The organism is Streptomyces sp. NPDC020299 (assembly GCF_044387825.1).
In the GTDB taxonomy this organism is placed as follows: domain Bacteria; phylum Actinomycetota; class Actinomycetes; order Streptomycetales; family Streptomycetaceae; genus Streptomyces.
The window spans coordinates 1-14,439 of record NZ_JBIRWL010000009.1 but is presented as its reverse complement, the minus strand read 5'-3'; the positions used below and the strand labels follow the sequence as shown (position 1 = coordinate 14,439).

Sequence of the window (14,439 nt, the reverse complement as noted above, 5' to 3'; positions counted from 1 at the left end):
CACGACCGGACACGGCACACGGACTGCGCGGAGGCGGACATGCGGCGGACGGACCCGGAAGGCGACGGCTCCGTCCGTTCCGACCCGGGCACCGGCGGCCGGAACGCCGGTGCCCACAGCCCCACGGGCCACAGTCCCGAACGCCCTGCCCCCGAAGGCCACGGCCCGGTGCGCTACGGCCCGGCCCTGCCCGGCGACGGACTGCCCGTCCTGCCCGAACTGTCCGCCGTACTTGCCGCCGCCGCGGGCCGCGCCGAGGGCCAGCCGGCCGGTGGCGGCCCGGCGCTGCTGGAGGCGGCGTGCGGCTACTGGACGCGGCGCGGCCTGCCCACGCAGCCCGGCCAGGCGGCGGCCGGCCCCGGCGCGCCGTCGCTGCTGCTCGCGCTGACCGCCGCGCAGGGCGGCGACGTTCTCGTGCCCCGGCCCTGCGCCGCCTGGTGGGCACCGTACGCGCGCCTGCTCGGCAGGCCCGCCTTCCACGTCGCCACCCCCGCCGAATCCGGCGGCGTGCCCGACCCGTACGCGCTGCTGGAGACCGTACGCCGCGTGCGTGCCGAAGGCGGCGACCCGCGGCTGCTCGTGCTCTCCGTCGCCGACGACCCCACCGCCACCGTCACACCGCCCGAACTGCTGCACGAGACCCTCGAGGCCGCCGTCGGCGAGGGACTGCACCTGGTCAGTGACGAGACCTGGCGCGACACCCTGCACGCCCCGCACGACACCGTGCTGCTCAGCCCGGCCGAGATGCTGCCCGACCACGTCACCGTCGTCTCCGACCTGGCCGGCTCCCTGCTGCCGCCCGGCTGGCCCGCCGCCGTCGCCCGCTTCCCCGCCTCGGACACCGGAGCGGCGCTCCACGCGCGCGTGCTCGACGTCCTGACCGCGCTGGGCGCGAGCGTCGCCGGGCCGGTGGCGGCCGCCGCCGGGTACGCGCTGGACGAACCCGAGCCCGTCGTCGAACGCCGTGCCGCCGCCGTACGGCTGCACGCGCGCGTGGCCGCCGCCGCGCACGCCGTCGTCACCGCCGCGGGCGCCCTGGCCCGGCCGCCGCAGGCCGGCCGGCACCTGTACGCCGATCTCGAACCGCTGCGCACCGCGCTCGCCGCGCAAGGCGTCGGCGACGCGCAGGAACTGGAGGACTTCCTCACCGCCCGGCTCGGCATGCCCGCGCCCGGCGGCCACCGCTTCGGCGACGACCTGCCGGCGCTGCGCGTGCGTCTGGCCACCGGGCCGCTGCTGGGCGGCACGGACGAGCAACGCACGGAATGCCTCACGGCCCCCGCGCCGTGGGAACTGCCACATGTGCAACGCGCGTTGATCTCCTTGAGGTCGGTCTTCGACGATCTCCGCGACGACGCTCAGCGATGGGAGCCTCCTCGATGACGCAGCAGTCCGAGTCGACCACCACCACCGCCACCGCCGCCCTCACCACGGCCACCACCACCGCCACGGAAGCCGGCGAACCGACGGCCACGTCCCCCCTCGCGCCCCCCTGTCCGCCGCTCGCCGCGCCCCGCCCCCTGGGCGAGACCCGGGTGTGGCCACGGACCTTCCACGACCGGCTGACCGCCCCGCTGCCCGGCCTCAAGGCCATCGCCCGCTTCGCCCGCGAAGGCGCCGTGCGTCCCGGCAAGGAGGGCCTCGCCGACATCCCCCGGCTGCCCTGCACCCCCGGCCCGCCGCCCCGCGTGGACTCCCGCACCGTCGCCGTCACCTGGGCGGGGCACGCCAGTTGGGTGGTGTCCATCGGCGGGCTGACCGTCCTGACCGACCCCGTCTGGTCCCGCCGTATCCTCGGCACCCCCGCCCGCATCACCCCCGTGGGCGTCGCCTGGGAGGAACTGCCCCGCGTCGACGCGGTGGTCATCAGCCACAACCACTACGACCACCTGGACGCCCCCACCCTGCGCCGACTCCCGCGCGACACCCCCGTGTTCGTGCCCGCCGGCCTCGGCAGCTGGTTCCGCCGCCGCAAGTTCACCGCCATCACCGAGCTCGACTGGTGGGAGGCGGCCGAACTGTCCGGCGTCCGCTTCGACTTCGTGCCCGCCCACCACTGGTCCAAGCGCACCCTCACCGACACCTGCCACAGCCTGTGGGGCGGCTGGATCCTCACCGCCCCCGACGGACAGCGCGTCCACTTCGCCGGCGACACCGGGTACGGCCACTGGTTCTCCCGCATAGGCCGCCGCTACCCCGGCATAGACCTCGCTCTTCTGCCCATCGGCGCCTACGACCCGCGCTGGTGGCTCAGCGACGTCCACTGCGACCCGGAGGAGGCGGTGCAGGCCGCCCTGGACCTGGGAGCCCGGCGCATGGCCCCCATGCACTGGGGCACGTTCGTCCTGTCGGCGGAGCCGGTCCTGGAACCGCTCACGCGCGTACAGGCGGCCTGGGAGAAGGCGGGCCTGGAGCGGGAGGACCTGTGGGACCTGCCGGTGGGAGGCTCACGGACCCTGCCGTGACCGCCCGTCGTACGCTCAAGCCCTGACGGCCCGCCGGGCCCGGCGCCACACGCTCGGTATCACGCTGACCAGCACGGTCAGCGCGACCGCCGCGACCACGCCCTCCCACGGGCGGGGAAACAGCGATCCGCCGAGGATCCCGATCACCTGGTACGTCGCCGCCCAGGCAAGGCACGCGGGCAGATTGCCCCGCGCGAACCGTAGAAGCGGCCACTCGGCCATCAGACAGGCCAGCATCACCGGGATCCGCCCCGCCGGCACCAGCCGGGACAGCACCAGCACCGCCACACTGTGCTCGTCGAGCTTCCCCTGGGCCTGCGTCAGCCGGTCCTCCGGCGCCCGCGCCCGGATCGCCGCCAGCCACCGCGACCCGTTCTTCGACCCCAGTCCGCGCCGCCCGAGCCAGTACAGCGCCGCATCCCCGAGGAACGCCGCCAGCGACGCCGTCACGAACACCAGCGCCAACGAGAACGGCGCCGTCTGATGGAACGCCACCACCGCGGCGGTACTCACCAGCGCCCCCGTCGGCACGACGGGCACCAGCGCTCCGATCAGCACCAGCAGGAACAGCGACGGGTACCCGATGGCCTGCCGGGTCGACTCGGCCGGCACGACAGTCACGACGGCGGCGAGCCGTATCACCGGGCGACCTCCGGGCGCACGCTCTCCCCGTGCCCGAGCCGGTGCACCACCACGCCCGGCGCGTGCGCCGCCGCAAGCCGCACGAACTCGTCACCCGGCGCGTGGAACTCGTGCGGGCGCACCGCGTCCATGCCGATCGGCCAGTACGTCCCGTAGTGCACCGGCACCGCGACCCGCGGCGCCAGCCCGGCCAGCGCGCGCGCCGCCCGCCCCGCGTCCAGATGCCCCTCACCCAGGTACGGGCCCCAGCCGCCCACCGGCAGCAGCGCCACGTCCACCCGCCCGACCTCCTCGGCCATCGAATCGAACAGGCCAGTGTCCCCGGCGAAGTACGTCCGCGCCTCGCCCTCGACGACATACCCGAGCGCGGGGGAGCGGTGCGGACCCACCGGCAGTCGCCGCCCGTCGTGCCGCGCGGACACCACCCGCACCACCAGCGGACCCACCTCCACCCGGTCCCCGGGCACCACCTCGGTGATCCGCAGCCCGTCGAGCCGGCGCAGCCCCGGCACCGCACGGGGCGCGCCCCGGGGCACGAGCAGGCGCGTGCCCGGCGCGAGCCGCGCCAGCGAGGGCACATGCAGATGGTCGGCGTGCAGATGCGACACCAGCACCACGTCCGCGTGCCACGCCCCCGGCGGCGGCAGCGCACCCCGGCGCCGGCGCAGATGCGCGAGCCGGCGGGCGAACAGAGGATCGGTGAGCACGCGCGTGTTCGAGTCCTCGACCGTGCAGGTGGCGTGACCCCACCAGGTGATCTCCACCGGCACCGCTTTGCCTCCTTCGCGCGACTCCCCGAAGCCTACGGGCAGGAGTAGGGTCGGCGGGAAAACCCGGAGGTGAGGGGGGGACGCCATGGGACAGGTACGGGTTGCCTCCGGCAGGGCCGCGCTGGTACGGGTCACCGCGATCGCCAGCCTGACTCCCCTGGAGGAGCTGGAGATCGACCCCTTCCTCGTCGACTCCCGCAGCCAGCACGCGATGTGCGCCCGCTGGGCCGCCGAGCACGGCTACGTCGTCGCCCGCGAACTCCTCGTACGACGGCTGCGCCACGACCACACGGCGCTCTGGGACGGTGTCCGCCCCGGACACGACCTGTTCGTCGCCCCCAGCCGCCGCGTCCTGGAGTCCGCGCTCTCCTCCGTCGAGGAGTTCACCGCCGAAGCGAGCCGGCGCGGAGTGCGCGTGGAGACCGTCGGACGGGAAGAACCCCGCTACGACGCCCAGATGAAGGCACAGGTGCACCGCAGACTGTCGATGCCCACCGCCGGCTACGACGGGCGGTAGACCCTGTCGCGGGGAGCCGGGCGGTCGAACGGCTCGTATGACAGGGTGGGGGGAATCGAACACCCGCGACGGCCGCGGGCCGGGGACGTCGGGACATCTGTCGGGACAGCGAAGGGGTGCGGGGCGTGCGTGGCTGGCGGTGGCGGCGGATCGCCGGTCAGATCGGGCGGAGCATCGCGGTGTGGGTGGTCTCCACCCTCACCATGCTCGTTCTCGCCGGTCTCCTGCCCGACTTCCAACTGCAGTCCACCGACAGCGACAGCGCCACCCGCATCGCCGTCACCGCCGCGTTCGGCGCCGGCGCCTTCGGCGTCCTGTCGGCCGTCGTCTGGCCCCTCCTCGTACGGCTGCTGCTGCTCGTGCCCGCCCTCGTCCTCGGCCTGCTGGTCTTCTTCCTCAACGGCTCGCTGCTGCTGCTCGCCCTGCGGATCAACCCCTCCGGCGACAGCGAGGCCGCACCAGAGACCGCCGTCATCGTCGCCGCCGTGATGTCCGCCGTCGCCTCGGCCACCGGCGCCGCCCTCACCGTCCGCGACGACGACGCCTACCGGCGCAGGCTGCGCCGGCTCGCCGACCGCCGCCGAAGAACCCACCCGCCCTGCCCGGCCGGCCCCGGCACCGTCTTCGTCCAGCTGGACGGCGTAGGCCACGACATCCTCACCGACGCCGTCGCCAAGGGAGTGATGCCCACCGTCGGCCGCTGGCTCGCCGCCGGCGACGGCGCGCGGCCCACCCACCGGCTCACCCCCTGGCGCACCGACTGGTCCAGCCAGACCGGCGCCAGCCAGCTCGGCATCCTGCACGGCAGCACCTTCGACATCCCCGCCTTCCGCTGGTACGAGAAGGACCGGGGCGAGGTGATGGTATGCAATCGACCGACGAGTGCCGCCGAACTGCAAGCCCGTGCGATATCGCATACAGGCGACGGCGGACTGCTCACCGTGGACGGCGCCAGCCGCGGCAACCTCTTCAGCGGCGGCGCCGACGAACAGGCCCTCGTCCTGTCCATCGCCACCCGCCGCCGCGGCCGTGAGAACCGCTCGCGGGCCGGCTACTTCGCCTACTTCTCCGACCCCGCCAACGCCGTCCGCACCGCCCTGTCCTTCGTCGCCGAGGTCGCCCGCGAGATCGGCCAGTCCACCCACGCCCGGCTGCGCAAGCACCGCCCGCGGGTGGGCCGCGGCGGCCTGTACCCGTTCGTGCGCGCCTTCGCGACCGTCGTCGAACGGGACGTCGTCGTCACCGCCGTCATGGGCGACATGCTCGCCGGCCGCACCGCCGTCTACGCCGACCTCGTCGCCTACGACGAGGTCGCCCACCACTCCGGGCCGCACAGCCGGGACGCCGCGAAGGTCCTGGCCCGGCTGGACCGCTCACTCGCCCTGATCGAGAACGTCGCCGAACACGCCCCCCGCCCCTATCGGATCGTCGTCCTGTCCGACCACGGCCAGAGCCCCGGCGAAACCTTCCGCGCCCGCTACGGCCTCACCCTCGCCGACCTCGTCCGCGCCGGCTGCGGCCTGCCCGTCCCGCGCAAGGCCGAACGCACCCACAGCGGTGCCGAGGCCCGGGCCGCCGTCCGCGCCGCCCTGCGCCGCCCGGCCGAGACCCGCGGCGAACGCAACCACCCCGCCCGCCACTCGGAGCCGATCGTGCTCGCCTCCGGCAACCTCGGCCTGATCTCCTTCCCGGACGTCCCGCACCGCATGACCAAGGAGGAGATCGACGCCCGCCACCCCGCCCTCCTCGCCACCCTCGCCAACCATCCCGGCGTCGGTTTCCTGCTGGTCCGCAGCGCCGGACACGACGGCGTGGTGCTAGGCGCGTACGGCGCCGAGATCCCCCTCGAACGACTCGACGACGAACCCGGTCCGCTGGCCGTCTTCGGCCCCGGCGCCGCCGACGCCGTCCGCCGCGCCCACTCCTTCCCGCACACCGCCGACATCATGGTCAACTCCTTCTACGACCCCGCCGACGGCGAAGTCCTCGCCTTCGAGGAGCAGATCGGCTCCCACGGCGGCCTCGGCGGCGCCCAGGCCCGCCCCTTCCTGCTGTCCCCGCTCACGCTGTCCCCGCCCGCCGACGACAGCGAGCGGATCACCGGCGCCGAGCAGGTGCACCGCGTCCTGCGCCGCTGGCTGCGCGAGTCCAACGGACCCGAGGTACCGGTCACGGACGCCGACGCGGAGACGGAGCGGGACAGGAGAGCCGCCTGAGCGCCGCTCGCCGTTCACCCGGGGTGAACCGGGTCCTGCGGGTACGACGGGCCGGAATGTGATCGGATGGGAGCGACGGAACCCGGACAACGGATTCGGACAAGGGAAGCCGGACCACGGACCCGGACTACGGATCCCGGACACGGAAACACACGCGAAAGGACACACCGTGGCAACCACGCGCACCGCACACACCGCCTGGGAAGGCAACCTGCTCGAGGGCAACGGCGTCGTCACCTTCGACTCCTCCGGCATCGGCGATCAGCCGGTGTCGTGGCCGTCGCGCGCCGAAAAGGCGAACGGCAAGACCAGCCCCGAGGAGCTGATCGCCGCCGCCCACTCCAGCTGCTTCTCCATGGCGCTGTCGCACGGCCTGACCGGCGCCGGCACCCCGCCCACCAAGCTCGTCACCTCCGCCGACGTCACCTTCCAGCCGGGCGAGGGCATCACCGGCATCCACCTCACCGTCGAGGGCACCGTTCCCGGCCTCGACAACGACGCGTTCGTCGCCGCCGCCGAGGACGCCAAGAAGAACTGCCCCGTCAGCCAGGCCCTCACCGGCACCACCATCACCCTGTCGGCGAAGCTCGCCTGACTCCTGCCGCCGGACCTGTGCCGCGCCCCGCGATCGAGGGCGCGGCACCGTCTTGCCCGCCGCCCCGGGGGTACCCGCCATTGACAACGGCCCACTCGCATCCTGTGCTGGGAAGGCGGAACGAGCCGGCGCCCTGGCGGAAGGGGAGAGCAGATGGCACGCGCGGTGGGAATCGATCTCGGGACCACGAACTCGGTGGTGGCCGTCCTGGAAGGCGGTGAGCCCACCGTCGTCGCCAACGCCGAGGGTGCGCGGACCACACCGTCGGTCGTCGCCTTCGCCAAGAACGGCGAGGTACTCGTCGGCGAGGTCGCCAAACGGCAGGCCGTCACCAACGTCGACCGCACCGCCCGCTCGGTGAAACGGCACATGGGCGAGGTCGACTGGCGCTTCCCCGAACAGGGCTCCGTCGACGGCACCCGCTACCGCGCCCAGGAACTGTCGGCACGGGTGCTGCAGAAACTCAAGCGGGACGCGGAGGCCTACCTCGGCGAGGACGTCACCGACGCGGTGATCACCGTACCGGCGTACTTCGACGACGCCCAGCGGCAGGCCACCAAGGAGGCCGGGGAGATCGCCGGCCTGAAGGTCCTCAGGATCATCAACGAGCCGACGGCCGCCGCCCTCGCCTACGGCCTCGACCGCGGCGAGGAGCAGACCGTCCTCGTCTTCGACCTCGGCGGCGGCACCTTCGACGTCTCCCTCCTGGAGATCGGCGACGGCGTCATCGAGGTGAAGGCCACCAATGGCGACACCCACCTCGGCGGTGACGACTGGGACCAGCGGGTCGTCGAACACCTCGCCGGGCGCTTCAAGGGGCAGTACGGCATCGATCTCACCGGTGACAAGATGGCCGTGCAGCGACTGCGCGAGGCCGCCGAGAAAGCCAAGATCGAACTGTCGTCGTCCTCCGAGACAGGCATCAACCTGCCCTACATCACCGCCTCCGCCGAGGGCCCGCTGCACTTGGAGGAAAAACTGACGAGAGCTCAGTTCCAGGAACTGACCGCCGACTTGCTCGACCGGTGCAGAACCCCCTTCCACCAGGCGGTCACGGACGCCGGCGTCCAGCTCTCCGCGGTCGACCACGTCATCCTCGTCGGCGGCTCCACCCGCATGCCCGCGGTCACCGACCTCGTCAAGGAACTCACCGGCAAGGACCCGCACAAGGGCGTCAACCCCGACGAGGTGGTCGCCGTCGGCGCCACCCTCCAGGCGGGCGTCATCCGCGGCGACGTCAAGGACGTACTCCTCCTCGACGTCACCCCGCTGTCCCTGGGCATCGAGACCAAGGGCGGCATCATGACCAAACTGATCGAACGCAACACCACGATCCCCACCCGCCGTTCGGAGATCTTCACCACCGCCACCGACAACCAGCCCTCGGTCGGCATCCAGGTCTACCAGGGCGAACGCGAGATCGCCGCCTACAACAAGAAGCTCGGCGTCTTCGACCTCACCGGCCTGCCGCCCGCCCCGCGCGGCATCCCACAGATCGAGGTCGCCTTCGACATCGACGCCAACGGGATCATGCACGTCTCCGCGAAGGACCTCGCCACCGGCCGCGAACAGAAGATGACCGTCACCGGAGGCTCGGCCCTGCCCAAGGACGACATCGACCGCATGATGCGGGAGGCCGAACAGTACGCCGAGGAGGACCGCGCTCGCCGCGAGGCCGCCGAGACCCGCAACCAGGCCGAACAACTCGTCTACCAGACCGAGAAGTTCCTCCGCGACAACGGCGACAGGATCCCGGCCGACACGAAACCCGAGGTCGAGTCCGCGTGCGCGGAGGTCAAGAGCCTCCTGAAGGAGAACGCCGAGACCAGCGCCCTGCGCACCGGCGTCGAGAAACTCGCCACCGTAAGTCAGAAGATGGGGCAGGCCATGTACGCCCAGGCCCAGCAGACCCCCACGGACACCGACGGACAGCACACCGCGCCGCAGGACGACGATGGCGTGGTGGACGCGGAGATCGTCGACGACGACAAGAACACCAAGGGCGGAGCTGCCTAGGCTCAGGGCTTGCGGGCCACCCCCGCGTACACCGGCACGATGCCCTCCGCCTGGACCGCCACGTCCTCGGGCTCCGGCCGCCAGCCGGTGACCGGGATGACTCCGGGGCCCAGCAGCTCCAGCCCGTCGAAGAAACGGGAGAACTCGGCGAGCGCCCGTGGGTGGAACGGCGTGCCGTTGCGGCGGAACAGGCCGGCGGCCTTCTCGATGGCCTCCGGGTTCAGATCGGGGGTGACCTGGGACAGGATCAGACAACTGCCGGGAGCGAGGGCGTCGACGTACCGCTTGAGCAGGCCGTGCACGTCGTCACCGTCGGCCGCGTCACCGAGATAGTGCGTCAGCGCGACCAGCGACAGCGCGACGGGCCGGGAGAAGTCCAGGGACGCGGCGGCCAGTTGGAGAATGGTGTCGAGGTCGCGGACGTCCGCGTGCACATAGTCGGTGCTGCCCTCGGCGGAGCCGTGCAGCAGCGCCTGGGCGTGCCGCAGCACGATCGGGTCGTTGTCGGCATACACGACCCTCGACTCCGGAGCCACCCGCTGCGCCACCTGGTGCAGGTTCGGCTCGGTGGGGATGCCGGTACCGATGTCGAGGAACTGCCGTATCCCCGCCTCGGCGACCGCGCGGGTGGCCCGCTGCATGAACCGGCGGTTGGCGCGCGCCCCGCGCACCACGGTGCCGTCCACGGCGAGGATCTTCCGCGCCAGCTCCTCGTCCACCGGGTAGTTGTCCTTGCCGCCCAGCCACCAGTCGTACACGCGAGCCGGATGGGGCCGGCTGGTGTCTATACGGGGGGCGGCGGCATCGGATCCGGTCATGCGGTGTGTGCTCCTCGGCGTAAGCCGGCTGAACCGGCGGGCATGTGCGTTGAGGCGGGGATTCGCGTTGACAGGACGGTGCGCGGTGCGGGTGCCGGATCAGTACATCGCACGGCACTCCTTCAGGATCTTCCGGGTCCGCTGCACCGACGCGGCGCGCGCCGTCATATGGTCGAGGACCTCCAGATGCGCGGAGACCTCCTTGCGGGAGTCCAGATACAGGGCGCCGGTCAGATACTCGGTGTAGACCATGTCCGGCAACTCCGGTTCGGCGAAACGGAACAGCGAGAACGGCGCGTACGTCCCCGGGTGCGGCCCGCTGGCGAACTCGGCGACCTGGATCGTGACGCGGTCCCGCTCGGCGTACTCCAGCAGCTTGTCCAACTGGTCGCGCAGCACCTCGGCGTGCGCGCTCACCGGCCGCCGCAGCACCGTCTCGTCCATGATCACCCACAGGTGCGGCGGATCCTCCCGCTCCAGCAGCCCCTGCCGGGTCATCCGCAGGGACACATGGCGCTCGATCGTCTGCGGCCCGGCCTGGCCGATGGTGCCCGCCTCCATCACCGCCCGCGCGTACTCCTCCGTCTGCAGCAGACCGGGCACGAAGTGCGGCTCGTAGGAGCGGATGACCTGGGCGGCGCCCTCCAGGCTCACATACATGCTGAACCAGTCCGGGAGCACATCGTGGAACCGCTGCCACCAGCCGGGCTGGTTCGCCTCCTCGGCCAGCGTCACGAACGCCGTGGCCTCCTCCTCGGGCACACCGTACGTCTCGAGCAGCACCTGCACATACGGGATCTTCAGCGCGACCTCGGCCATCTCCATCCGCCGCACGGTCGCCGACGCCACCCGCAGCACCCGGGCCGCTTCGTCACGCCCCAGCCCGGCCGCCTCTCGCAACTCCTGCAACCGTTTGCCGAGCACCACCTGGCCCACGGTGGGCGCAGCCCGCCGCTCACTCACGCCACGTCCTCCCCTACGCGCCCAAGTACGCGAGCAGTGTGCCACGCGAGACGGGCTCGCACACCAGGTCGACGCCGAAAGGGATGCCGGACCTCCGGTCAACCCACCAGCGAATGCAAGTACTTCGCCGTCGCCGGATCCGCCGGCAGGAACGTCTCGATCGCCAGCTCGGCGACCGTCACGTCCATCGGCGTGTTGAAGGTGGAGATCGAGGACACGAACGACAGGATCCGGCCCTCGTGCTCGATCCGCATCGGCAACGCGAAGTACGCCACCGGGTCCGCCGGTTCGCCCGCGTGCCCCTCCGCGTGCCCCTCCGCGTGCCCCACCTCGTGACCCTCTTCGGGGACCGGATAGGCGGCCACTTCCTCGTACAGCGCACGCAGCGCGTCCGAGCGGTGCAGCGCGATCTGCCGCTCCATCTGGTGCAGCAGATGCCCGCGCCACTCCCTCAGGTTACGGATGCGCGGCGCGAGCCCCTCCGGGTGCAGTGTCAGCCGCATCGCGTTCGGAGCCGGCGCCAGCAGCGACTCGGGGACGCCGTCCAGCAGCATCGCGATGCCCCGGTTGGCGACGACGACCGTGTACGTCGCGTCGACCACCAGCGCCGGATACGGCTCATAGCCCCCGATCAGCCGCTCCATTCCGTCCCGCAACGCGTCCAACCCCGGGCCGTTCAAAGGGGTTTCCGGGTAGTGAGGGGCGTAACCGGCCGCCAGCAGCAGCGCGTTGCGCTCCCGCACCGGCACGTCCAGATGTTCGGCCAGCCGCAGCACCATCTCCTCGCTCGGCCGCGACCGGCCCGTCTCCACGAAACTGATGTGCCGTGCGGAGGAGTCGGCACGCAGCGCCAGCTCCAGCTGGCTGATCCGCCGCCGCTCCCGCCAGGACCGCAACAGCGGCCCCACCCCCTTGTCGGCGGGGATCACAGCGGTCGCGGCGCCGGACACGGCAGGGGGCCCGGCCGGGGCGGCGGGACGTGAGGACACAATGGTCATACGTACGACCGTAGTCGAGGAGTGCGCGCAGAAACGACCCCTGGAAGCTGCCCTGGGAGGGCCACGGCGCCGGACCACCACCGCCCTGACCCGGGCCCTCGACCCGACCGCCGGGGGGCGACGGGTGAGGGCGCCCGACGGTCGACTCTCTACACCGACGGTCGATTGTCGACGATGATTGTCTGCGATCATCGTCCACGGTGGACAATCACCACTCCGAACCCACCCCGAACCCACTCCGAACTCCGACACCACCCCACAGCACCCTCCTGACCAGCGCCCCGACGCCCTGCCTGTGGCAGGCTGAACGGGTACCCGACACCCAGGAAGGGAGCCAGGGATGGCCGTCGAACCGCTGTCGCAGAAGGAGATCGAGGACCGGCTGGCCGAACTGCCCGGCTGGTCCCTCGACGGCGACCGCATCGCCCGCTCCTACCGGCTCGGCTCGCACTTCGCGGCGACGGCGATGGTCGTGCACATCGCCCAGGTCCAGGACGAACTCGACCACCACTCCGACCTCACCCTCGGCTACAACACGGTCTCGCTCACCGTGAACACGCACAGTGCGGGCGGCGTCGTCACCGAGAAGGACTTCGAACTCGCCCGCCGGGTGGAGGAACTCGCCCCAGGCCACGGGGCACACTGAGGCCCGTGCTCGACTACGACAAGGAAGCCGACGCCTACGACGCGACGCGCGGCGGGGAGGGCCGTGCCGCGGCGGCCGCCGAGGCCGTCCTCGGGCTGATACCCGACGGCGCCCACCGCCTCCTCGACATCGCTTGCGGCACGGGCATCGTCACCCGGCGGCTGGCCGCGGCCCGGCCCGGCATGCGGGTCACCGGAGCGGACCTGGCCCAGGGCATGACCCGGATGGCCGCCGCCCGGCTGCCCGGCGCGGTGGTCCGGGCCGACAGCCGCCGGCTGCCCTTCCCCGACGGCACCTTCGACGCGGTGACCAGCGTGTGGCTGCTGCACCTGCTGCGGGACGCCGCCGACGCCGACCGTGTCGTCGCCGAGTGCGTCCGCGTCCTCAGACCCGGCGGTGTCTACGTCACCACCGTCGACAAGGCCGCCGCACACGACGTCGGCAGCGACATCGACGCCGTCCTCGCCCCGCGCCCGCGCCGTCCCGCCCGGGACGCCGCCGACGCCGTCGCCGCCCATGCCGCCCGGCACGGCCTGCGGCCGGCGGGGCGGGCGTCCTTCCCCGGCCTCGGACAGGGCCGCAGCCCCCGCGGCACGATCGCCAACCTCCGCCGCGGCTGGTTCACGGTGATGCCGCCCGGCGACCCGCTGACCGAACGGTTCGCCGAGCGGCTGGCGGCTCTCCCGGACCAGGACCGGCCCCGTGCCGACCCCTGTTTCAGTGTGCGGTCGTTCCGGAAGGCTCCGGCCGGGTGAATTCCATGACCCAGTTGGTCACCCAGGTCTCCCCGCCGTCCGCCGAGAAGGCCTGCTCCCACCGGGCGGTGGCGGGGGAGACCCCCGACCACACGAACCGCACCCGCACGTCCTTCCCGTCGTGCGTGTCGTCTCCGTAGAACTCGCCCCGGTCGCCCGCGAACCGGCCGACGACCGGCGGAAACAGCTTCCCGCTGCGGCTCGAGGACCAGTTCAGCGACCAGTGACGGCTCTCCTGGTCGAACAGCCGCAGGGTCAGCCCCTTGGAGCCCAGATGCGGGATGTCGACCTCGTCGATGTTCGCGGCCCCGTCGAACAGGGACCAGCAGCGGCTCGTCGCCCCGAACTCCTCCCAGCCGCTGTCCGGATCGAGGAAGTCCGTACGGCGGCGATGGAGGACGGTCCATTCGCCGTGGAAGAAGTCGAAGTCGTGTGCGCTGCTCATGAGCGGTCTCCTGTGGTTCCTTCGGGCAGGGTGTCGGCCAGGTAGGCGGCCAGGTCCGGGCGTTCGGGCGCGAGCATGTGGCGCACCCATGCGTCGCGTTCGTGCAGGATCGGCGGCAGTTCCCAGACGCAGCCGATCCACGGCGGGCCGGGCCGGACGAAGTGCGTCGGGTCGTGGTCGGGACAGCCGAGCACCGGCTGGCCGGCCGCCGCGCCGCCGAAGTGCAGCACGTTGTCCCACACCCAGCTGTATGCGTTCAGATAGGCGCCGTCGTCCCCTCCCCGGTGGAGGACGACGAACGTCGCCGGCGGCGTGCCGTCCGGCTCCGGCAGCAGCTCCGGCAGGATCGCGTACGCCGCCTTCTCCACCTCGGGCGCGATGCCCGCCGGGTCGGCGGTGACGTGGTAGCGCTTGACGCGCCGCCCGGCCACCTCGACCGGCGGCAGCACGGTCAGCAGTTTCTCCGTGAAGACCATGCCCGGACGCTAGGACGGCTTCCCTGACATCCTGTGTCAGTGAAGTCCCAAGACAGGGAGGTCGCTGAACAGGGGAGACACCCCACCCAAAAGATCATCTGGGAGAGCAGTGGGAAA

Annotated in this window: 15 protein-coding genes; 8 read left to right on the top strand and 7 right to left on the bottom strand. The window is 72.3% G+C overall.

What is annotated here, in order from left to right:
* Window positions 1-39 precede the first annotated feature (39 nt).
* Both ACH45E_RS22965 and ACH45E_RS22960 read left to right on the top strand, forming a co-directional pair.
* Window positions 40-1,383, top strand: coding sequence for an aminotransferase class I/II-fold pyridoxal phosphate-dependent enzyme (locus tag ACH45E_RS22965; RefSeq protein WP_361439250.1), 1,344 nt, complete (start codon window positions 40-42; stop codon window positions 1,381-1,383).
* A complete protein-coding gene (locus tag ACH45E_RS22960) occupies window positions 1,380-2,465 on the top strand; it encodes an MBL fold metallo-hydrolase (protein ID WP_361439248.1) in 1,086 nt (361 codons plus the stop codon). The genes ACH45E_RS22965 and ACH45E_RS22960 overlap by 4 nt, the downstream gene beginning before the upstream one ends.
* 15 nt (window positions 2,466-2,480) lie before the next feature.
* On the opposite strand, the gene ACH45E_RS22955 is transcribed toward ACH45E_RS22960, so the two are convergent.
* Both ACH45E_RS22955 and ACH45E_RS22950 read right to left on the bottom strand, forming a co-directional pair.
* Complete coding sequence (locus ACH45E_RS22955; RefSeq protein ID WP_361439246.1) at window positions 2,481-3,107, bottom strand: VTT domain-containing protein; 627 nt, start codon at window positions 3,105-3,107, stop codon at window positions 2,481-2,483.
* Entirely contained in the window at window positions 3,104-3,877 is a 774-nt protein-coding gene (locus tag ACH45E_RS22950; protein ID WP_361439244.1) for an MBL fold metallo-hydrolase, read from the bottom strand. The genes ACH45E_RS22955 and ACH45E_RS22950 overlap by 4 nt, the downstream gene beginning before the upstream one ends.
* 85 nt (window positions 3,878-3,962) lie before the next feature.
* Between ACH45E_RS22950 and ACH45E_RS22945 the strand changes: the two genes are divergently transcribed.
* From ACH45E_RS22945 to dnaK, 4 genes are all read left to right on the top strand, one after another.
* On the top strand, window positions 3,963-4,394 hold the full coding sequence (locus ACH45E_RS22945) for a hypothetical protein (protein ID WP_361439242.1): 432 nt from the start codon (window positions 3,963-3,965) through the stop codon (window positions 4,392-4,394).
* A 125-nt stretch (window positions 4,395-4,519) separates the two neighbouring features.
* A complete protein-coding gene (locus ACH45E_RS22940) occupies window positions 4,520-6,610 on the top strand; it encodes a phage holin family protein (protein WP_361439240.1) in 2,091 nt (696 codons plus the stop codon).
* Between the two features lie 169 nt (window positions 6,611-6,779).
* A complete protein-coding gene (locus ACH45E_RS22935; RefSeq protein WP_361439238.1) occupies window positions 6,780-7,205 on the top strand; it encodes an OsmC family protein in 426 nt (141 codons plus the stop codon).
* A gap of 153 nt (window positions 7,206-7,358) precedes the next feature.
* Window positions 7,359-9,221: a molecular chaperone DnaK gene (gene dnaK, locus ACH45E_RS22930; protein WP_361439236.1), complete on the top strand. Its 1,863-nt coding sequence runs from the start codon at window positions 7,359-7,361 to the stop codon at window positions 9,219-9,221.
* Window positions 9,222-9,223: 2 nt separating this feature from the next.
* Here the strand turns inward: dnaK and ACH45E_RS22925 are convergent, their stop codons facing one another.
* The 3 genes from ACH45E_RS22925 to ACH45E_RS22915 form a co-directional block, all read right to left on the bottom strand.
* Window positions 9,224-10,039, bottom strand: coding sequence for an SAM-dependent methyltransferase (locus ACH45E_RS22925; protein ID WP_361439234.1), 816 nt, complete (start codon window positions 10,037-10,039; stop codon window positions 9,224-9,226).
* Window positions 10,040-10,138: 99 nt separating this feature from the next.
* Window positions 10,139-11,002 carry a helix-turn-helix transcriptional regulator gene (locus ACH45E_RS22920; protein WP_361439232.1) on the bottom strand — a complete coding sequence of 288 codons (864 nt, stop codon included), beginning with the start codon at window positions 11,000-11,002 and terminating at the stop codon, window positions 10,139-10,141.
* 98 nt (window positions 11,003-11,100) lie between these two features.
* A complete protein-coding gene (locus tag ACH45E_RS22915) occupies window positions 11,101-12,000 on the bottom strand; it encodes a helix-turn-helix transcriptional regulator (RefSeq protein ID WP_361439230.1) in 900 nt (299 codons plus the stop codon).
* 340 nt (window positions 12,001-12,340) lie between these two features.
* On the opposite strand from ACH45E_RS22915, the gene ACH45E_RS22910 reads away from it, so the two are divergent.
* Both ACH45E_RS22910 and ACH45E_RS22905 read left to right on the top strand, forming a co-directional pair.
* Window positions 12,341-12,646, top strand: coding sequence for a 4a-hydroxytetrahydrobiopterin dehydratase (locus tag ACH45E_RS22910; protein WP_361439228.1), 306 nt, complete (start codon window positions 12,341-12,343; stop codon window positions 12,644-12,646).
* 5 nt (window positions 12,647-12,651) lie between these two features.
* A complete protein-coding gene (locus ACH45E_RS22905; protein WP_361439226.1) occupies window positions 12,652-13,401 on the top strand; it encodes a class I SAM-dependent methyltransferase in 750 nt (249 codons plus the stop codon).
* Here the strand turns inward: ACH45E_RS22905 and ACH45E_RS22900 are convergent.
* Window positions 13,364-13,846, bottom strand: a complete 483-nt coding sequence (locus ACH45E_RS22900) for a hypothetical protein (RefSeq protein WP_361439224.1) — start codon at window positions 13,844-13,846, stop codon at window positions 13,364-13,366. The two genes, ACH45E_RS22905 and ACH45E_RS22900, sit on opposite strands and share 38 nt — an antisense overlap.
* A complete protein-coding gene (locus ACH45E_RS22895; protein WP_361439222.1) occupies window positions 13,843-14,322 on the bottom strand; it encodes a hypothetical protein in 480 nt (159 codons plus the stop codon). The genes ACH45E_RS22900 and ACH45E_RS22895 overlap by 4 nt, the downstream gene beginning before the upstream one ends.
* Between the last annotated feature and the right edge of the window lie 117 nt (window positions 14,323-14,439).